General features: G+C 62.0%; 19 protein-coding genes. 10 read left to right on the top strand and 9 right to left on the bottom strand.

Annotation, left to right across the window (positions count from 1 at the left end; all coding sequences use genetic code 11):
• Positions 1-135: 135 nt before the first annotated feature.
• From lpdA to ACP7C6_RS02650, 4 genes are read right to left on the bottom strand one after another with little or no spacing between them, the layout of a single operon-like run.
• Positions 136-1,515: a dihydrolipoyl dehydrogenase gene (gene lpdA / locus ACP7C6_RS02665; protein ID WP_426108219.1), complete on the bottom strand. Its 1,380-nt coding sequence runs from the start codon at positions 1,513-1,515 to the stop codon at positions 136-138.
• 3 nt (positions 1,516-1,518) lie between these two features.
• Positions 1,519-2,778: a dihydrolipoamide acetyltransferase family protein gene (locus tag ACP7C6_RS02660; protein ID WP_068937210.1), complete on the bottom strand. Its 1,260-nt coding sequence runs from the start codon at positions 2,776-2,778 to the stop codon at positions 1,519-1,521.
• A complete protein-coding gene (locus ACP7C6_RS02655; protein WP_016978112.1) occupies positions 2,779-3,837 on the bottom strand; it encodes an alpha-ketoacid dehydrogenase subunit beta in 1,059 nt (352 codons plus the stop codon). It abuts the gene before it with no gap.
• A gap of 1 nt (position 3,838) precedes the next feature.
• Entirely contained in the window at positions 3,839-5,074 is a 1,236-nt protein-coding gene (locus ACP7C6_RS02650) for a 3-methyl-2-oxobutanoate dehydrogenase (2-methylpropanoyl-transferring) subunit alpha (protein WP_028616979.1), read from the bottom strand.
• Between the two features lie 195 nt (positions 5,075-5,269).
• On the opposite strand from ACP7C6_RS02650, the gene bkdR reads away from it, so the two are divergent.
• A complete protein-coding gene (bkdR, locus tag ACP7C6_RS02645) occupies positions 5,270-5,755 on the top strand; it encodes a Bkd operon transcriptional regulator BkdR (protein WP_010209335.1) in 486 nt (161 codons plus the stop codon).
• Here the strand turns inward: bkdR and ACP7C6_RS02640 are convergent.
• Positions 5,752-6,615 (bottom strand): MBL fold metallo-hydrolase, encoded by an 864-nt coding sequence (locus ACP7C6_RS02640; protein WP_068937211.1) that lies wholly within the window; start codon positions 6,613-6,615, stop codon positions 5,752-5,754. The genes bkdR and ACP7C6_RS02640 overlap by 4 nt on opposite strands.
• Positions 6,616-6,709: 94 nt before the next feature.
• Between ACP7C6_RS02640 and ACP7C6_RS02635 the strand changes: the two genes are divergently transcribed.
• From ACP7C6_RS02635 to ACP7C6_RS02615, 5 genes are all read left to right on the top strand, one after another.
• Positions 6,710-7,045: an ArsR/SmtB family transcription factor gene (locus ACP7C6_RS02635; protein ID WP_005789341.1), complete on the top strand. Its 336-nt coding sequence runs from the start codon at positions 6,710-6,712 to the stop codon at positions 7,043-7,045.
• A 50-nt stretch (positions 7,046-7,095) separates the two neighbouring features.
• Positions 7,096-8,340: an NAD(P)/FAD-dependent oxidoreductase gene (locus tag ACP7C6_RS02630; RefSeq protein ID WP_311893040.1), complete on the top strand. Its 1,245-nt coding sequence runs from the start codon at positions 7,096-7,098 to the stop codon at positions 8,338-8,340.
• Entirely contained in the window at positions 8,341-9,153 is an 813-nt protein-coding gene (locus ACP7C6_RS02625) for a sulfite exporter TauE/SafE family protein (protein ID WP_122684008.1), read from the top strand.
• A gap of 198 nt (positions 9,154-9,351) precedes the next feature.
• On the top strand, positions 9,352-10,497 hold the full coding sequence (nosP, locus tag ACP7C6_RS02620) for a nitric oxide-sensing protein NosP (protein WP_236318187.1): 1,146 nt from the start codon (positions 9,352-9,354) through the stop codon (positions 10,495-10,497).
• A complete protein-coding gene (locus ACP7C6_RS02615) occupies positions 10,439-12,391 on the top strand; it encodes a PAS domain-containing hybrid sensor histidine kinase/response regulator (protein ID WP_068937215.1) in 1,953 nt (650 codons plus the stop codon). The genes nosP and ACP7C6_RS02615 overlap by 59 nt, the downstream gene beginning before the upstream one ends.
• 92 nt (positions 12,392-12,483) lie before the next feature.
• On the opposite strand, the gene ACP7C6_RS02610 is transcribed toward ACP7C6_RS02615, so the two are convergent.
• Together ACP7C6_RS02610 and ACP7C6_RS02605 are read right to left on the bottom strand one after the other, a co-directional pair.
• Positions 12,484-13,149: a response regulator transcription factor gene (locus ACP7C6_RS02610; protein ID WP_028616973.1), complete on the bottom strand. Its 666-nt coding sequence runs from the start codon at positions 13,147-13,149 to the stop codon at positions 12,484-12,486.
• Between the two features lie 27 nt (positions 13,150-13,176).
• Positions 13,177-13,716, bottom strand: a complete 540-nt coding sequence (locus ACP7C6_RS02605) for a PQQ-dependent catabolism-associated CXXCW motif protein (protein ID WP_236318189.1) — start codon at positions 13,714-13,716, stop codon at positions 13,177-13,179.
• A 153-nt stretch (positions 13,717-13,869) separates the two neighbouring features.
• On the opposite strand from ACP7C6_RS02605, the gene ACP7C6_RS02600 reads away from it, so the two are divergent.
• Entirely contained in the window at positions 13,870-14,496 is a 627-nt protein-coding gene (locus tag ACP7C6_RS02600; RefSeq protein ID WP_028616971.1) for a response regulator, read from the top strand.
• Positions 14,497-14,578: 82 nt separating this feature from the next.
• Here the strand turns inward: ACP7C6_RS02600 and ACP7C6_RS02595 are convergent, their stop codons facing one another.
• Both ACP7C6_RS02595 and exaA read right to left on the bottom strand, forming a co-directional pair.
• Positions 14,579-15,226, bottom strand: coding sequence for a pentapeptide repeat-containing protein (locus ACP7C6_RS02595; protein WP_426108218.1), 648 nt, complete (start codon positions 15,224-15,226; stop codon positions 14,579-14,581).
• Positions 15,227-15,324: 98 nt separating this feature from the next.
• Entirely contained in the window at positions 15,325-17,223 is a 1,899-nt protein-coding gene (exaA, locus tag ACP7C6_RS02590; RefSeq protein ID WP_073860018.1) for a quinoprotein ethanol dehydrogenase, read from the bottom strand.
• Positions 17,224-17,477: 254 nt separating this feature from the next.
• Here exaA and pedF point away from each other — a divergent pair, with 254 nt between their 5' ends.
• The 3 genes from pedF to ACP7C6_RS02575 are packed head-to-tail and all read left to right on the top strand — an operon-like array spanning position 17,478 to position 19,621.
• Positions 17,478-17,939, top strand: a complete 462-nt coding sequence (gene pedF / locus ACP7C6_RS02585; RefSeq protein ID WP_028616968.1) for a cytochrome c-550 PedF — start codon at positions 17,478-17,480, stop codon at positions 17,937-17,939.
• A 3-nt stretch (positions 17,940-17,942) separates the two neighbouring features.
• Positions 17,943-18,686 carry a quinoprotein dehydrogenase-associated SoxYZ-like carrier gene (locus ACP7C6_RS02580; protein ID WP_426108217.1) on the top strand — a complete coding sequence of 248 codons (744 nt, stop codon included), beginning with the start codon at positions 17,943-17,945 and terminating at the stop codon, positions 18,684-18,686.
• Complete coding sequence (locus tag ACP7C6_RS02575; RefSeq protein ID WP_426108216.1) at positions 18,683-19,621, top strand: quinoprotein relay system zinc metallohydrolase 1; 939 nt, start codon at positions 18,683-18,685, stop codon at positions 19,619-19,621. The genes ACP7C6_RS02580 and ACP7C6_RS02575 overlap by 4 nt, the downstream gene beginning before the upstream one ends.
• The last annotated feature ends 6 nt before the right edge of the window (positions 19,622-19,627 follow it).

Raw genomic sequence — 19,627 nt, 5'->3', positions numbered from 1 at the left:
GTTGGTCAAGTCGGTTTTTTTCTGGATGGGCGCAACAATACTTCATTCTGCGGCGGGTTTGTAGGAGCCGGCTTGCCGGCGAGGGTGACCTTGAAAACGCCATCGCCGGCAAGCCGGCTCCTACCGGGGTTGTGTTTACAGGTGCAACGCGTGGCCCAGGGCCCTTAACGCGGCCTCCTGCACGGCTTCACCGAGCGTCGGATGGGCGTGGATGGTGCCGGCCACGTCTTCCAGGCGCGAACCCATCTCCAGGCTCAGGCCAAAGGCGGTGGACAGTTCCGAGACACCAACCCCCACGGCCTGCCAGCCGACGATCAGGTGGTTGTCACGCCGCGCCACTACCCGCACGAAGCCGGTTTTGGACTCCAGGGTCATCGCCCGGCCATTGGCCGCGAACGGGAAGCTCGACACGATGCACTCCAGGCCAGCGGCCTTGGCTTCATCGGGGGTCTTGCCGACCACCACCAGTTCCGGGTCGGTAAAGCACACCGCCGGGATCGCGGCCGGGTTGAATTCGCGGGATTGACCACTGATCAGTTCGGCGACCATTTCACCCTGGGCCATCGCTCGGTGCGCGAGCATCGGCTCGCCGCTCAGGTCGCCGATGGCATACACGTTGCGCATGCTGGTCTGGCAGCGGCTGTCGATCTTGATCGCCGCGCCGTTCATCTCCAGGTTCAGCCCCTCAAGGTTCCAACCCTGGGTGTTGGGTTTGCGACCAACGGCAACCAGCACCTGATCGGTTGCCAGCGACAGGGTGTCGCCATTCGGGTCGCGTACTTGCAGGCTGCCATCGGCAAAACCCGTGACGCTGTGCTTGAGGTACAGCTTCACGCCCAGTTGCTTGAGGGATTCGTTCACCGGCTGCGTTAGCTCAGCGTCATAGGCCGGCAGGATGCGATCCTGTGCTTCGACCACACTCACGTCGGCGCCGAGCTTGCGGTAAGCGATGCCCAGTTCCAGGCCGATGTAACCGCCACCGACCACGATCAGGCGCTTGGGCACGCTTTTCGGCGCAAGGGCTTCGGTGGACGAAATGATCGGCCCGCCAATCGGCAGCATCGGCAGGTTGACGCTTTTCGAGCCGGTGGCCAGCAGCAAGTGTTCGCAATGGATGCGCTGGTCGCCGACGTCGACGGTCTTGCCGTCCACCACCTTGGCCCAGCCGTGGATCACTTGCACTTTGTGTTTCTTCAGCAAGGCGGCGACGCCGGTGGTCAGGCGGTCAACAATGCCGTCTTTCCATTCCACGCTTTTGCGGATGTCCAGGGTCGGCACATCCACTTCGATGCCCAATTGCGAACCCTGGCTGTGGTGGATGGTTTGCTGGAACTGCTCGGCCACGTGGATCAAGGCCTTGGATGGGATGCAGCCGATATTCAGGCACGTGCCGCCCAGCGCCTGGCCTTCCACCAGGATGGTCGGAATGCCCAGTTGCCCGGCACGGATCGCTGCCACATAACCGCCAGGGCCGCCGCCGATGATCAGCAGCGTGGTACTCAATGTCTGCGTCATGCCTTACTCCAGGAACAGGCTGGCGGGTTGTTCGAGCAGGCCGCGAATGGCCTGGATGAATTGCGCCGCGTCCATGCCATCGACCACGCGGTGATCGAAGGAACTGGAGAGGTTCATCATCTTGCGCACCACGATCTGGCCCTTGATCACCATCGGCCGTTCCACGATGCGGTTGACGCCAACAATCGCCACTTCCGGCAGGTTCAGCACCGGTGTGCTGACGATGCCGCCCAAGGCTCCCAGGCTGGTCAGGGTGATAGTCGAGCCCGACAGCTCGTCACGGCTGGCCTTGCCATTGCGCGCAGCCGTGGCCAAACGTGCGATTTCTTCGGCATTGCCCCACAGGCTGCGGGCTTCGGCGTGACGCACCACCGGCACCATCAAGCCAACATCGCTCTGGGTGGCGACGCCCACGTGCACGGCGCCGAGGCGGGTGATGACCTGGGCCTCGTCGTCGTAACGCGCGTTGATCTGCGGGAAGTCACGCAGTGCCACCACCATGGCGCGCACGATGAATGGCAGCAGGGTCAGCTTGCCGCGTGTGGCACCGTGCTTCTCGTTGAGGTGCACGCGCAACTCGTCGAGGGCGGTGACGTCGATCTCTTCCACATAGCTGAAATGCGCGGCACGACGGGTGGCGTCCTGCATGCGCTGGGCGATCTTGCGGCGCATGCCGATCACCGGGATCTGCTCTTCGGTGTGGCGTTCGGCGTAAGGGTTGGCAGCCGTTGATGCCTTCGCCGTACCTTGTTGGAGGTAGGCGTCGAGGTCTTCGTGCAGGATCCGGCCTGCCGGGCCAGTGCCCTGGACCAGGCGCAGTTGGATACCTGCATCCAGCGCATGCTTGCGCACAGCAGGGGACGCCAATGGGCGTTCGTCAGCTTCACGTGCCACAGGCGCTTGGGCCGCAACTACCGGTGCAGGTTTGCTTTCAACCACTACCGGCGCAGGCTTGGCTTCAGCCACCGGCGCGGCCTTAGGCGTCTCCTTCACGGCGGGTGCTTCCTTGGCATTGCCCGCACCTTCCACTTCGATACTGATCAGAATACTGCCCACGGCCATGACTTCACCCGGCTCGCCGCCGAGGGAAATCACCTTGCCGTGCACGGGCGAGGGAATGTCCACCATCGCCTTGTCGGTCATTACATCCGCCAGCACCTGGTCTTCCACGACCATGTCACCGACCTTTACATGCCACACCGACAGTTCAACTTCCGCGATGCCTTCGCCAATGTCCGGCATCTTGATAACGTGCGTGCCCATTCAGACCTCCATGACCCGTTTCAACGCCGCGCCCACTCGGGACGGCCCTGGGAAATACGCCCACTCTTGCGCGTGCGGGTAGGGGGTGTCCCAACCGGTGACGCGTTCGATCGGCGCTTCCAGGTGGTGGAAGCAGTGTTCTTGCACCAGTGACACCAACTCGGCACCAAAGCCGCAGGTGCGGGTGGCTTCATGCACCACTACGCAACGGCCGGTCTTCTTCACGGATTTGACGATGGTTTCCAGGTCCAGCGGCCACAGGCTGCGCAGGTCGATGACCTCGGCGTCGATGCCGGTTTCTTCGGCGGCAACTTGCGACACATACACGGTGGTGCCATAGGTCAGCACGGTAACGGCCGAGCCCGGACGCACGATGGCGGCCACGTCCAGCGGCACGGTGTAGTAACCGTCCGGCACCTGGGCTTGCGGGTGTTTCGACCACGGGGTTACCGGGCGGTCGTGATGGCCATCGAATGGGCCGTTGTACAGGCGTTTTGGCTCAAGGAAAATCACCGGGTCATCGTTCTCGATGGAGGCGATCAGCAGGCCCTTGGCGTCATAGGGGTTCGACGGCATCACCGTGCGCAACCCGCAAACCTGGGTGAACACCGCTTCGATACTCTGGCTGTGGGTCTGGCCGCCGTAGATGCCACCGCCGCACGGCATGCGCATGGTCAGTGGCGCGGTGAACTGGCCGGCCGAGCGATAACGCAGGCGCGCCGCTTCGGAGATGATCTGGTCGGTGGCGGGGTAGACGTAGTCGGCGAACTGGATCTCGGCCACCGGGCGCAGGCCATAGGCGCCCATGCCCACGGCCACGCCGATAATGCCGCTCTCGGAGATCGGTGCATCAAATACCCGCGAGCTGCCGTATTTGGTCTGCAACCCTTCGGTGCAGCGGAACACGCCGCCGAAATAACCGACGTCCTGGCCAAACACCACCACGTTGTCGTCTCGTTCGAGCATCACATCCATGGCCGAGCGCAGGGCCTGGATCATGGTCATGGTGGTGGTGGTCATGGCGGTTTCCACTTCAATACTGTTGTTGTGATCGTTCATGTCAGATCCCCAACTCTTGACGCTGGCGCTTCAAATGCTCCGGCATCTCTTTGTAGACGTCTTCGAACATGGTCGCGGCGCTTGGAATCTGGCCGCCGGCGAGGGTGCCGTACTGTTCGGCTTCTTTCTGTGCCTTGACCACTTCGGCTTCAAGTTCTGCACTGACCGCCGCGTGTTCCTCTTCGGACCACTGGCCAATCTTGATCAGGTGCTGCTTGAGGCGGGCAATCGGGTCGCCCAGGGGGAAGTGGCTCCAGTCGTCGGCTGGGCGATATTTCGACGGATCATCAGAAGTGGAGTGCGGGCCGGCTCGATACGTGACCCACTCGATCAGCGTAGGACCAAGGTTGCGGCGCGCACGCTCGGCAGCCCAGGCGGAAGCAGCGTACACCGCGATGAAGTCGTTGCCGTCCACACGCAGGGAGGCGATGCCACAACCCACGCCGCGTCCGGCAAAGGTGGTGGCTTCGCCGCCGGCGATGGCCTGGAAGGTGGAGATGGCCCACTGGTTGTTGACCACGTTAAGGATCACCGGCGCACGGTACACGTGGGCGAAGGTGAGGGCGGTGTGGAAGTCCGATTCGGCGGTGGCACCGTCGCCGATCCAGGCGGAAGCGATTTTGGTGTCGCCCTTGATCGCCGAGGCCATGCCCCAGCCCACGCCTTGTACGAACTGGGTGGCGAGGTTGCCGGAAATCGTGAAGAAGCCAGCGTCTTTCACTGAATACATGATCGGCAACTGACGGCCCTTGAGCGGGTCGCGCTCGTTGGACAGCAGTTGGCAGATCAGGTCCACCAGTGGCACTTCGCGGGCCATCAGGATGCTTTGCTGGCGGTAGGTGGGGAAGCACATGTCGTCGATGTTCAAGGCCAGGGCCTGGGCACTGCCGATAGCTTCTTCGCCGAGGCTCTGCATGTAGAACGACATTTTTTTCTGACGTTGGGCGACCACCATGCGGTTGTCGAAGATCCGCGTCTTGAGCATGGCGCGCATGCCGCGGCGCATGATCTCGACGGGAACACCTTCGGCCCATGGCCCCAAGGCCTGGCCCTGGTCGTCGAGCACGCGGATCAAGCCCTTGGCCAAGTCGGCGGTGTCGGCGGGTTCTACGTCGATGGCGGGTTTGCGCACTAGACCGGCGTCGGTCAGGCGCAGGTACGTGAAGTCGGTCTTGCAGCCTGGGCGTCCCGAGGGTTCAGGGACGTGCAGGCGCAGTGGTTCATACTGCTGGGTCATGGCTTTCTACGCTCTATCTTGTGAATTTCTTGTAGTGGGCGCGCTAGCTGACAGTCAGTCTCCGGATAGGAGAAATCTTGTCCTACAACAATCATAGGCGGGGCGTAGAAGAATATTTATCTGTGTTTCATTGCGCTCGGGATCATTTGCGGATAAAAAAACTGCATAAACATAATAAACAGGTGATTTTGTCTCATGCGCAAACTGGACCGTACCGATATTGGGATTCTCAACGCCCTGCAGGAGAACGCCCGCATCACCAACGCCGACCTGGCCCGCTCGGTGAACCTGTCGCCCACGCCGTGTTTCAACCGGGTGAAGGCGATGGAAGAGCTGGGCTTGATCCGTGACCAAGTCACGCTGCTCGACGCCGATCTATTGGGGCTGCACGTCAATGTGTTCATCCACGTCAGCCTGGAAAAGCAGAATGAGTTGGCGTTGCAGCAGTTCGAAGGCGCGATCTCGGATCGGCCAGAAGTGATGGAGTGTTACCTGATGGCCGGTGACCCGGACTATCTGATCCGGGTGCTGGTGCCGACAATCCAGTCGCTGGAGCGTTTCATGATGGACTTTTTGACCAAGGTGCCGGGCGTCGCCAACATCCGCTCCAGCTTCGCCCTGAAACAGGTGCGCTACAAAACCGCATTGCCGCTACCGGCCAACGGCATCAACCTGGGTTAGAGGTGGTTGACCGGAATCTTCAGGTACACCACACCATTGTCCTCCGCCGGCGGCATATTCCCCGCCCGCACATTCACCTGGATCGCCGGCAGCAACAGCGTCGGCATCCCCAGCCCTGCGTCGCGCGTGGTGCGCATCTCGACAAACGTGGCTTCATCCACGCCATCATGCACATGGATATTCCCCGCACGCTGCTCGGCTACCGTGGTCCGGCACTTTGCCTCACGGCCTTCAGGCGGGTAGTCGTGGCAGACGTACAACTCGGTTTCCAGGGGAAAGCCCAGCAACTTGCGCATCGACGCATACAACTGCCGCGCATCGCCGCCAGGGAAATCACAGCGCGCCGTGCCGACATCCGGCATGAACAGCGTGTCACCCACCAGGATCAGTCGGTCGTCGATCAGATAGGCCATGTCCGCCGGGGTATGCCCTGGCACATGCAGGGCCTGGGCCTTGATCGTGCCGATGTGAAACACCTCATCCGGCGCAAACAGGTGATCGAACTGCGAGCCATCCACGCGAAATTCCGGCTCCAGGTTGAACAGGTTCTTGAACACGCCCTGCACTTTGCTGATCGACTGCCCGATGGCGATCTTGCCACCCAGCGTGCGGCGCAGGTATGGCGCGGCAGACAAGTGATCAGCGTGGGCGTGGGTTTCCAGCAGCCATTGCACCTGCAGCCCATGCTCGCGCACAAAGCGGATGACCTTGTCGGCCTGGGCGGTGTCGGTGCGCCCCGAGGCCGGGTCGTAGTTGAGCACCGAATCGACGATGGCACAGGGGCCGCCATCGGTTTCATATACCACGTAGGTGTAGGTCGACGATGCCTCGTCCAGAAAGGCTTGGATCAGCGCTGGCATGGCGGTTGTCCCGGATGAAGAAAAAAGTAGTTACAATCAGTTTACGTTTTCACATAATGTTTTGAGCTTAAGTGACAAAAAGGACCCGAGGCAAATGGAATCTACTCTGAGTGAGGGCGAAGTCGCCCAGTTGCGCGCATCGGCGTCCAAGGCCTGCTCCTTGCTCAAGGCACTGGCCAATGAGGATCGTTTGTTGATCCTGTGCCAGTTGACCCAGGGCGAGCGCAATGTCGGCGAACTGGAAGCCCTGACCGGCGTGCGCCAGCCCACGCTGTCTCAACAGTTGGGCATCCTGCGTGACGAAGGGTTGGTCGCCACCCGTCGGGAAGGTAAATACATCTTCTACGGGTTGGCCAGCCACGAAGTGATTCAAGTAATGAAGACCCTGTCCGGCTTGTACTGCGGCGCGGTCATAAAAAGCTGGGCGTGACGCCATCCGGCAGCGACCCTTGTGTGCATGTATGACAAAGGCGATAGACCATGACCGACCAACACTGGGGCCCAACCATCAGTGGCGACATCGTAGTCATCGGCGGCGGCTCGGCGGGCATTGGCCTGCTGGCCAGCCTGCTCAAGCGCGACCCGCACCTGAATATCATCCTGATCGAACCGAGCGACCAGCATTGCTACCAGCCCGCCTGGACCCTGGTGGGTGGCGGCGCCTATGACCTGAAAAAGACCCGCCGCCCGCTGGCTGATGTATTGCCCAACGGCGTTACCTGGGTGCAAGCCGCCGTCACCGAAGTACTGCCCGACGAGCAGACCCTGATCCTCGACAGCGGCCAGCGTGTCAGCTGGCAAAACCTGATCGTCTGCCCCGGCCTGCGCCTGGCCTGGGAGAAGATCGAAGGCCTGCAAGACACCCTCGGCAAGCATGGCGTCACGTCCAACTACAGCTACCAGCACGCCGCTTACACCTGGCAACTGGTGCAGCAACTCAAGGGCGGCAAGGCGATCTTCACCCAGCCAGCCATGCCGATCAAATGCGCAGGCGCGCCGCAAAAGGCCATGTATTTGTCCTGCGATCACTGGCTCAGACAGGGCGTACTGAAAAACATCGACGTCGAATTCAACCTGGCCGGTGCCGCGCTGTTCGGCGTGGCGACCTTCGTGCCGCCGTTGATGACATACGTGGAGAAGTACAACGCCCGCCTTGCGTTCAACGCCAACCTGGTGAAAGTCGACGGCCCAGCGCGTAAGGCCTGGTTCGAAGTGAAGGACGCCGAAGGCAATGCCCGCGTTGAAGAAAAATCCTTCGACCTGCTGCACGTGGTCCCACCGCAGGTTTCTCCGGACTTCATCTGCCAAAGCCCGCTGTCCGACGCCGCCGGCTGGTGCGAGGTGAACCCGCAGAGCCTGCAACACCTGCGTTATCCACACATCTTCGGCCTGGGTGACGTGTGCGGCACCACCAACGCCAAGACCGCGGCGGCGGTGCGCAAGCAGATCGTGGTGGTCGCCGAAAACCTGCTGGCCCTGCGCAAACAGGCGCCGCTGCCGCTCAAATACGATGGCTATGGTTCCTGCCCATTGACGGTGGAGAAGGGCAAGGTGGTGTTGGCAGAGTTCGGCTACGGCGGCAAGCTGCTGCCGACCTTTCCCCTGGACCCGACCCAGGCGCGGCGTTCGATGTGGTTCCTCAAGGCCACCTTGCTGCCGTGGTTCTACTGGAATGGCATGCTCAAGGGCCGCGAGTGGCTGACCCGACTGAGCAAGGTGGACTGAATGCTGCTGGCGAGTGTGTTGGGGTTATTGATGGGCCTGGTCATGGGCCTGACCGGCGCGGGCGGCGGCATCCTTGGGGTGCCGGCGCTGGTGCTTGGTTTGGGCTTGAGCATGACCCAGGCCGCGCCGGTGTCGTTGCTTGCGGTTGGTGCGGCGGCGGCGGTGGGAGCGGTCGATGGTTTGCGGCATGGCCTGGTGCGTTACCGCGCTGCGTTGTTGATCGCCTTGCTCGGTGCGTTGTTCTCGCCGGTGGGTGTGTTTCTCGCCCATCAACTGCCGGAAGCGTTGCTGATGGGGCTGTTCAGTGGCTTGATGGTGTTGGTGGCCTGGCGCATGTTGCAGCGTGAAAAACGTGAGGACGGGCCGAGTGGCCATGGCACGGCGTCCTGGGGTCAGAAGAACTGCATGCTCGATCAGCAGACCGGGCGCTTCGCCTGGACCGCCAAATGCAGCGCGACCCTGGCCGCCCTCGGCGCGGTGACCGGTGCGGTATCCGGCCTGCTCGGTGTGGGCGGTGGCTTCCTGATCGTGCCGGCGTTCAAGCAACTCACCGATGTGCAGATGCGCGGCATCGTCGCCACCTCCTTGATGGTGATCAGCCTGCTCTCCTTGGTCGGTGTGGCCGGCGCGTTCCATGCCGGTGTACGCATCGAATCGGTGGGCTGGGTGTTTATCGGTGCGAGCATCGTCGGCATGCTGGCCGGTCGACGCCTGTGTTCGGTGATTCCTGCGCGCACCTTGCAGATGGGGTTTGCCAGCCTGTGTGTACTGGTGGCCGTTGGCATGTTGGTCAAGGCCGGTCTTACGTCCTAAGTGCCGGACCTGGACTAAATCGAATTTGCCGGCAGTCCTCACCTGGTCCCCCTCACTTTGCAGGTGCCGGATTGGCGCAAGCCGGCCCCTGCAGAGGCAGTGGCAATTCATCCCATTGAATCCCCCACCCAGTACCCAAGTAGCATAGGTCCATTCCCAGGCCCTTCGTACACTGATGCTTCAGAGGGGGAGTCAACGATGCACAACAGTGAAGGCGTAGTCAGCGCCATGTCCCAGGCCACGGATGCCGGGCAGGCCGCCGAGGAACTGGCGCGGCAACTGCTGCATCCGTACCTGGGTTTCGTGCTGTTTTTCTGCTCGGCGTCCTACGATCTACAGGTCCTGGGCCAGGCCTTGCAACAGTGCTTCGGCAATGTGCGAGTGGTCGGCTGCACCAGCGCCGGTGAGATCACCCCCCAAGGCTACGGTCGCAACTGCATCACGGCAGTCGGCTTCAACCACGCGCACTTTTCCATCGCCACCGAACTCATCGACCAGGTGGAGCATTTCAACCTGATCAACGCCCAGGACATGGTCGAGCGACTGGTGGGCGGTTGCCGTAGCAATACCCTGGCGCCGATCAAGGGCAACACGTTTGCCCTGACCTTGCTTGACGGCCTGTCCAGCCGCGAAGAAATGGTATTGGCCGCGCTCAGTGCGGCCCTCGGGGATATCCCGCACTTCGGCGGCTCGGCCGGTGACGACAACTTCCTCACCCACACCCACGTGTATTTCAACGGTGTATTCCACAGTGGCGCGGCGGTGGTGGTGCTGGTCAATACCTGGTTGGATTTCGAGGTGTTCACCACGCACCACATCCTGCCGCGCACGGAAAAGCTGGTGGTCACCGGCGCCGACAGCCCGTCACGCCGCGTCTTCGAACTCAACGCCGAGCCCGCTGCCGAAGAGTACGCACGGCATATCGGCGTGGCAGTGGCCGACCTCGACCATCGCGTCTTCGCCGCCCACCCGCTGGCGGTGCGCATTCACGATCAGTACTACGTGCGCTCGATCCAGCAAGTACACGCCGACCTCAGCCTGAGTTTCTACTGCGCGGTGGAAAACGGCATCGTGCTCACCGTCATGAAGCCTGGCCCGATCCTGCCCAATCTGGAAACCCTGTTCGACGGCCTGCAAGCGCGCCTTGGCGACCTGTTGCTGACCATCGGCTGCGATTGCTTCCTGCGCCGCCTGGAACTGGAAGACACCGGCAACCTGGAACAGATCGGCCGGTATTTGCGCGACCAGCGGGTGATGGGCTTCAACACCTACGGAGAACAGTTCAATGGCATGCACATCAACCAGACCTTCACCGGGGTCGCCATTGCCCGAGGCCGGCGCTGACCTTTCCGCTCAACTGGCCCGGCTGCAACAGGACAACCACAAGCTGGCGCGGATCAACGCGGCGCTGATCGAGCGCATCGAGTCCGGCATGACCCAGGGCAACAACCCCTACACCACCTTCCAGCATTCGGTGGTGCTGGCCGAGCAAGTGCGCGAGCGCACCGACGCGCTGAACCAGGCAATGGCCGAACTCAAGGCCAGCAACCACCTGCTGATCAATGCCCGGCTACGCGCCGAAACCCTGCGCGGCGAGCAGGCCGCCGCGCAGAAGGCCCAGGAAAGCGAACGCTGGATCCGCCTGATCACCGACAACGTGCCGGCGCTGATCGGCTACTTGAATGCTGATCTGGTCTACGAATTCACCAATAAAGTCTATGAGGAATGGTACTGCTGGCCGCGCGGCATGATGCTCGGCCAGAGCCTGCGCGAAGTGCACAGTGAGCAACATTGCCAGCGCCTGGACGCCTACGTCGCCCGCGCGTTGGCGGGGGAGAGCGTGACCTTCGAATTTGCCGAAACCAACATCAACAACCAGGAGCGCTACATGCTGCGCTCCTATGTGCCGAACCTGTTGGCCAGTGGCGAGGTGGTGGGGATCTTCGTGTTGATCCGCGACATCACCGAACGCCGCCGCACCGCCGAGGCCTTGCACCAGGCCTATCAGCACCTGGAGCAGCGCGTGGCGCAGCGCACGTCGGAACTCACCTCGCTCAATGACCAGTTATTGAAGGAAATCGACGAACGCCGCCGCATGGAAACAAGGCTGCGCGAAGCCAAGCTGGAGGCCGAGCAGGCCAACCTGTCCAAGACCAAATTCCTTGCCGCCGTCAGCCATGACCTGCTGCAACCACTGAACGCGGCGCGGTTGTTCACCAGTGCCTTGCTGGAGCGCCCCAGCGAAACCCTGGTGCGCAATGTGAGCAACTCTCTGGAAGACGTGGAAAACCTGCTGGGTACGTTGGTCGATATTTCCAAGCTGGATGCTGGGGTGATCAAGGCGGATATCGCGCCGTTTGCCCTGAGTGAACTGCTGGAAAACCTGGCTGCCGAGTACACCGAACTGGCCCGTGCCGAAGGGCTCGAACTGCACTTTGTCGGGTGTTCGGCGCTGGTGCGCAGCGATATCCAGTTGCTGGCGCGGATCCTGCGCAATCTGCTGAGCAATGCCCTTCGCTACACCTATAACGGTCGCGTGGTGTTGGGGTGCAGGCGCCAGCATCAGCGCCTGTTGATCCAGGTGTGGGACAGCGGCATGGGCATTACCGAAGACCGACTGGAGGAAATTTTCCAGGAGTTCAAGCGCGGCGATGTGCAGCGCCCTGACCAGGATCGCGGGTTGGGCCTGGGCCTGGCCATCGTGGAAAAGATCGCCGGCATCCTCGGCCACCGTATCAGCGTCAAATCCTGGCCAGGCAAGGGCTCGATGTTTTCGGTCGAGGTGCCGTTGAGCGCCACTGCACCCAAGTCATTGCCGGCCCCGTGCATGAGCGAGCCGATGCTCGAACGCCTGCAAGGCGCGCGGGTGTGGGTGCTGGATAACGACGCGGCGATCTGCGCCGGCATGCGCACCTTGCTCGAAGGCTGGGGTTGCCGGGTGATCACCGCGCTGTCGGAACAGGACCTGGCCCGGCAGGTGGACAACTACCATGCAGAGGCAGACCTGTTGATTGCCGATTATCACCTCGACGACGACCAGAACGGCGTGGACGCAGTGGCGCGGATCAACGCTCGACGAGGCCGTGCGGTGCCGGCGTTGATGATCACGGCCAACTACAGCAACGAGTTGAAGCTGCAGATCCGCGAGCTGGGGCATACGTTGATGCATAAGCCGGTAAGGCCGATGAAGTTGAAAACCGCGATGAGCCATTTGCTCGGCCAACACGCCCAACTGTAGGAGCCGGTTTGCCGGCGATGGCGTCCTCGAAGGCGATGCCAGGCTTAAAGGCCTCATCGCCGGCAAGCCGGCTCCTACACGGGGCAATAAAGTCAGCGGCGCAGGTACGAACCGAAGTCGATATCTCCCGCGCTCAAGATCGCCTGTACCCGATTATGCACATTCAACTTGCGCAAAATTGCCGAAACATGGGCCTTCACCGTGGTCTCGGCAATCTCCAGGGTATAGGCGATCTGCTTGTTCGACTCGCCTTTGGTCATGCGTTCCAGCACCAGCAACTGTTTGCGCGTGAGGGCCTGCAGCAGCTCCGGGGCAAACCCCGGGCTGTCGTGCATGCGCCGTTGCCCGGTGTTTTTCTGGGTGCGGATGATGTCGGGCGGCAAGTACACGTTGCCGTTGAGAATCTGCTGGATTGCCTCGGTCATTTGCAGGCGCGGTGACGACTTGGTAATGAAACCCACGGCGCCGTAGGTGATGGCTTGCAGCACGATTTGCTTGTCCTGCTCGGCCGAGACGATCACCACCGGGATGGTCGGTGACTCGTTGCGCAGGTTGATCAACCCGTTGAGGCCGTGCATGCCGGGCATGTTCAAGTCCAGCAGGATCAGGTCAAGGTCGTCGTGTTCCTGGGTCAGGGCGAGGGCGCTGTCCAGGTCGGCGGTTTCCATCACGTCGCTGCCAGGGAAACCGTCGCTGATGACGTTATGAATCGCCTCGCGAAACAGCGGGTGATCGTCGGCAATCAGAATTTTGTACATGGCCGTTCACCTTCTTGTTGTGGTTTTTTATTCAAAGGGTTCGGGTGTCGCAGCCATCACTGGCAGTTTTGCCGCTTCCCATGCGTCCAAGCCATCGCGATACCAATACACAGAGGTATAGCCCAGGCTGGCGGCTCGTTTTACCGCGTTCCAACTCAGCCAGCAATCGGATCGGCAGTAGAACACCAGCGGGCGTGCCAGCTGGCCGTCGGTGAACTTGTACAGATGCCGCACGAAGTAGCCCTGCCATTCCGGCGTGAGGTCGCCGTCGCCGGTATTGGCCAGCCAGTGGCTGCCGGGCAGGTTGGCGTGGGGCTGGTCTTCGATGAAGCGGCCTTGCAGCCATTGGCGGCGGTACACATCGATGAGTACCGGTGCGGGCGTCTGGTTGAGCAGGGTTTGCAGGGCTGGGGTGTCGACGATGGTTGCGCCGGGCAGATCATCGGGCGTAGGGCTTCGGTACAGGCTGGTGCGGTAGCCTTCGGCGGAAAACAATGGGGTGTCGGCCTGTACGTGGCTGATGGACAGGCACAACAGTGCCGCAAGGGGCAGTCGAACGGGCAGCATGGCGGGTCAATCCTTATCGTTATGCGCCCATTACACGCGAGTCCCGCTGCCTTGGGAATGCGACGATAGACAGGAAAACCAGTACCAAAGTAGTAGGTCGGCGCAGGCCATTGGGTTCTAGCATGCACAGCACGCACTGCCATTGGAGGCGCTATGAACATCCTGTTGGTCGACGATCACGCCGTGGTCCGCCTGGGCTATGCCGGCCTGTTGCGCAGCGGCCTGACGGGTATGGAGGTGCGTGAAGCGGCCAGTGGCGAAGAGGCCCTGGCGCGGGTGCATGAGGCGGTGCCTAACCTGGTGATCATCGGCTTTGGTCTGCCAGGTATCAGTGGCCTGGAAACCACCCGGCGCCTGCGTCAGCGCCTGCCGCAATTGCGCGTGCTGTTTTTCAGCCAGCATGCCGAGCTGCCCCTGGTGCGCCAGGCTTTGGACGCGGGGGCTTCGGGATATCTCACCAAGCGCGCTTCGCCTGCGGTGATGCTTGAAGCGGTTGAGCGCATCCTTGACGGCCACACCTATATCGAACAGGACCTGGCCACCCAGCTGGCGTACCACCCCACCGATCGCCGCCTCCAAAGCATGACCCAACGCGAGTTGGAGATTTTCCTGATGCTCGCCAAGGGCACCCCAGCTCGTTCGATTGCGGCCCAGCTGAGTATCAGCAGCAAGACCGTGTCCAACCACCTGACCTTGCTCAAAAGCAAGTTGCAGGTGAGTTCCCATGCCGAACTGGTGCACCTGGGCATCGACATGGGCGTGGTGCGGGTGGCGGGTTAACGCGAATCTTCACTGTAGGAGCCGGCTTGCCGGCGATGGCGTCCTCAATGGCGATGTAAATGCCGGCAAGCCTGAGGTATGTCTAGCGGTCCCAAGTGGTGGGGCAGTCCTTGCAGCCTTCCATATTCGCGTCCTGAAAGTTCGCATAATGCTGGCGGCTGCCGCTGAGGGTGGCTTTTTCCAGGTTGCTTTCACCAAACTTGGCTTCTTGCAGGTTGGCGTCGCTGAGGTCTGCGCCTTGCAGGTCAGCCTTGCTCAGCCAAGTCATTTCCAGGTCGGCCGCACGCAGGTTGGCCTTGTGCATTTTTGCCCCCGACAGCCGTGCAAACTGCAGGTAGGCGGCGCTCAGGTTGGCGTTTTCAAATTGCGCGCCCTGGGCAAACATCCCCCAGCCTTGCACGGCCATCAGCGTGGCGCCGGTAAAGTCGGCCAGGCGCAGGTTGGCTTGTTGCAGGCTGGCGCGGGTCAGGTTGGCGCCTTGCAGCTGGGCCTTTTCCAGGTTGGCCAGGTCAAGGTTGGCGTGGCGCAAGTCGGCATCGCGCAGATCGGCACCGGCCAGGTTCATGCCGCTCAGGTTCTGGTTGCGCAGGTTGGCGCCCTTGAGGTTGGCGCCGGGGCATTGGCTGTGCTCGGCAATGGTACAGCCGTTGATGACCAGGGGGGCGTCGTCGCCGTCATCGGCGTGGGCCAGGGGGAGGGATAGCAGGACTAATAAGGGCAGATATTTCATCGCGAGACCTCTGGGGATCCTGTGGTGAGCGGGCTTGTTGTGGTGAGCGGGGCAAGCCCGCTCACCACAAAGGGTGACCCCGGCATACTCAGTGGGGGTTATTTCTGAGCGGTTTTCTGATCCCAACTCGGAATCTTGAACACCCAGAACGACCCACCCTGTGCCACCGGCTTGGTCAGCTCGGCCATGTCGCCGCCCCACAGCGGCACCGCACCGCCGTAGCCGACGGTGACGCCGATGTACTGCTCGCCATCCTGTTCCCAAGTGATCGGCGGCGAGACGATGCCGCTGCCGGTCTGGAACTTCCACAGCTCCTTGCCGGTTTTCGCATCGAAGGCCTTGAAGAAACCATCGCCGGTGCCGGTGAACACCAGGTTGCCCTTGGTCGCCAGCACGCCGGCCCACAAGGGCAGGTGTTCCTTGTGCTCCCACACCACCTTGCCGGTGGTCGGGTTCATCGCCCGCAAGGTGCCGACGTGGTCGTCATACATGCGCTTGATGCGGAAACCCATGCCCAGGTACGCCGAGCCCTTCTTGTAGTTGACCTCTTCGGTCCAGTATTCCTCTTTCCACTGGTTGCCAGGGATATAGAACAGGCCGGTGTCCTGGCTGTAGGCCATGGGGTTCCAGTTCTTGCCACCCAGGAACGGCGGCGAGACTTCCACCGGCTTGCCCTTGGTTTCACCCGGTAACGGCTTGGCCGGACGCTGGCCTTCGTTTTCCACGGGGCGGCCGGTCTTCAGGTCGATGTGGCTGGCCCAGGTGATGTTGTCGACGAACGGGAAGGCGTTCTGCAGCTTGCCGTTGTTGCGGTCCACCACATAGAAGAAGCCGTTACGGTCGGCATGGCCGGTGGCCTTGACCACTTTGCCGTCCTTGTCCTTGTAGTCGAACAGCACCAGTTCGTTGTTACCGGAGAAGTCCCAGGCATCGTTCGGCGTGTGCTGGTAGAACCACTTTACTTCGCCGGTGCTTGGGTCGACGCCGACCTGGCCCGAGGTGTAGAGGCTGTCGAAGTCGTGGGGGTTGCCGTCCTTGGAGGTGCGCGCCCAGGTGTTCCACGGGCCGGGGTTGCCGGCACCGACGATGATGGTGTTGGTCTCGGCATCGAAGCTCGCGCTCTGCCAAGGGGCGCCACCGCCGTGGCTCCAGGCCTCGACCTTGCCGGTTTCGGTGGTCGGGTCATCCGGCCACGACGGCGCCTTCACGTCGCCGGTCGGGGTGCTGTCCTTGCCGTTCAAGCGGCCCATGTGGCCTTCCACGAACGGACGCATCCAGACTTCTTCACCGGTGTCGGGGTCGCGCGCATACAGCTGGCCGACCACGCCGAATTCATCGCCGGAGCTACCGTGGATCAGCAGCACCTTGCCACTGACCTTGTCTTTGATCAGCACCGGGGCGCCGGTCATGGTGTAGCCGGCGGCGTGATCACCGAATTTTTTGTTCCACACCACTTTGCCGGTGTTCTTGTCGAGGGCGATCAGGCGCGCGTCCAGGGTGCCAAAGTAGATCTTGTCGCCGAAGATCGCGGCGCCGCGGTTGACCACGTCGCAGCACGGGCGAATGTTGTCGGGCAGGCGATGGTTGTAGGTCCACAGGCGTTTGCCGGTCTTCGCATCGAGGGCGAACACGCGGGAATAGGAGCCGGTGACGTAAACCACGCCGTCACTGACGATGGCCTGGGATTCCTGACCGCGCTGCTTCTCGTCGCCGAACGAGTAGGACCAGGCCGGCGTGAGCTTGAACACGTTCTTGTCGTTGACCTGCGCCAGGGGGCTCCAGCGTTGGGCATTGGTGCCCATGCCGTATTGCAGCACGTCCTTGGTGGTCAGGTGATCGTTGGCGATGTCTTCCCAGGTGACATTACGGGTTTGCTTGGCGACGGCAGGTTCGGCGGCTGCAAAGCTCGCAGCACTGAGGGACAGGCTGCCCACCAGCACAAAGGCTTGCACGGCAAGGCTTATAGGTGAGCGGGCGGGTAGCGATCTTATTGTCATGGTTGCAGTTCCCAGTGGAGGTTTTGGCCTGCACAGGTTGCTGCCTGGCTGCGTTGACGAATACGGAAAAAGTCCCGGTGTTGCCGGGACAATTTCCCGAACCGCCTCTGATTTAGCAGTGCCCCACAAGGCCTGCTACCAACGGATGAGAGCCCGCCCACCAAAGCAGCATACGGGCGCCGGCGGGGGCTTCCTAAGATGGTTGCCATAGCCTCTGCGAAGAGGTTTTGCGTGCAATCCTGAGGGAAAAAACAATGACAACAAAACGCAACGCCTTGATCACCGCCTGCCTGATTGCCGGCGCGCTCAGTGCCGGTTCAGTTTGGGCGCACGGCAACGTGACGCCCACCGCCGTGGAAACCAAAGGCCTTACCCCGATCAAGGAGGCCGGTGTGCCGTTGGACGCCGATGGCTGGGCCGCCACCAACCCGTATCGCACCACTGCCGAACACGACAAGGCCGTCGAAGTGGGGGCCTCGGCGTACAACCAGAACTGCGCGGCGTGCCATGGCCTGGAAGCCAAGTCCGGTGGCATCGCCCCCGACCTGCGCATGCTCGATGCCGGTGACGCCGGGGATGAGTGGTTCGTGGAGCGTGTGCGCCATGGCGCGGTGCGCGATGGCCGGGTATACATGCCGAAAATGGCGGATTATTTGAGCCAGGAAGCCCTGTGGGCGGTGCGTACCTACCTCGACAGCGTGCACGTCGAGGAGTAAGCCATGCGCCTGCGCGGGTGGTGGGTATTCTGTTTGCCAATGCTGGCCTGGGGCGCGCCTGTCGACCCGGTGCCCTCGGTGATGTGGGCCTACTATCACCAGCGTTTTCTCGACAACGCGCCGTTTGTGTTCGACGAGCGGGTGAAACTCTTGGCGCCACCGTTCGCTGAGGATGCACGCCAGGTGCCGTTGGAAATCGACGCCCGTGCGTTCGAGGGGGAGGTGGTGAAAATCCTCGCCTGGGCCGAGTTGAATCCGTTGCCGCAGATCGTCGACTTCCAGCCGGTGGAGCGCGTGCTGCCGTGGCTGTCGATCCGGATTCGCATCGAACAGGCCACGCCCTTGCGCGCGGCGGTATTGACCAAGGATGGCCTTTGGCATGTCGGCTCGACCCTGATCGATGCCGCCGGCGGTGGTTGCACGGCGCCCAGCGTGGTGCGCACCCAGCCCGGTTGGGAAGACCACCTTGGCGAAGTGCTCGGCGGGCGTTACCCGCGTGCCGCGTTCAGCCGCCTGAAGCTGCAAGTCGCGCATCCGATGGATAACGGCATGGTCAGCGGCATTCCCGAGTTCTTCATCAACCAGGCCGAACTGCACGGTGTGAATAACCAGCTGTTGGCGCGGCTGGAGCTGTTCCCTGCGGTCAGTGAAAACCCCAACCTGGCCTTCGACGTCGAAGGCGCCGGGCCCACACGCCTGACCCTGCGCGACACCAGCGGCAGCCAGTTCGAGGCGGCCATCCCATGACCCAGCGCTGGATTCTGCTGTGGCTGCTCATGCTCAGCCTGCCGGTGCTGGCCGAGCTGGACTACGGCCTCAAGCCGCGTTTGATTGCCGATAACACCTGGGTGCTGGAAGGCAGCACCGACAACTTTGCCAAGGACAACGGTGGCAACATTGTCAACGTTGGCTTCATCGTCACTGAACCTGGCGTCGTAGTGATCGACACCGGGCCGTCCAAACGCTACGGCGAAGCCCTGCGCCAGGCCATCGCCGGTATCACCGACAAACCGGTGATCCAGGTGCTGCTGACTCACCATCACCCCGACCACGCCCTGGGCAACCAAGCCTTCAAGGACGTGCCAATCGGCGCCCTGGCTGGCACCACCGAGCTATTGCATGAGCAGGGCGACAGCATGGCCGAGAACCTTTATCGCATGGTCGGTGATTGGATGCGCGGCACCGAAGTGGTAATGCCCAACCAGACCCTGCAACCCGGCGTGAAAAGCTTCGGCAGCCACGACCTGCAACTGCTGCAGCTGCGCGGCCATACCGGTGCCGACCTGGCGATCTTCGACCAGAAGACCGGCGTGCTGTTTGCCGGTGACCTGGTGTTCTACCAACGTGCGCTCACCACGCCTCATTCACCGGGGCTGCTGATCTGGCTGGCGGATATCGCCACCCTGCAAGGTTTGCCCTGGACGCTGGTCGTACCTGGCCACGGCCCCATCGCGACCGACGCCAAACCCTTCGAGCAGATGCACGACTACCTCACTTGGCTCGACCAGTTGCTACGCGACGGTGCGGCCCAGGGCAGTGACATGCCTGAGCTGCTCCGTAGCCCGATCCCGGAGCGATTCGCCGCGATCAGCCTCAGTCGCTATGAGCTGATCCGCAGCGTGACCCACCTGTACCCCCACTACGAACGCACCCAGATGCAGCCCATCAACACCCAACAATAAGCAGAG

It is taken from the genome of Pseudomonas sp. TWR1-1-4 (assembly GCF_049897165.1).
Classification (GTDB): domain Bacteria; phylum Pseudomonadota; class Gammaproteobacteria; order Pseudomonadales; family Pseudomonadaceae; genus Aquipseudomonas; species Aquipseudomonas canadensis.
Note: the sequence above shows the minus strand (reverse complement) of the source record. Positions and strands in the feature narration are given on the sequence as shown.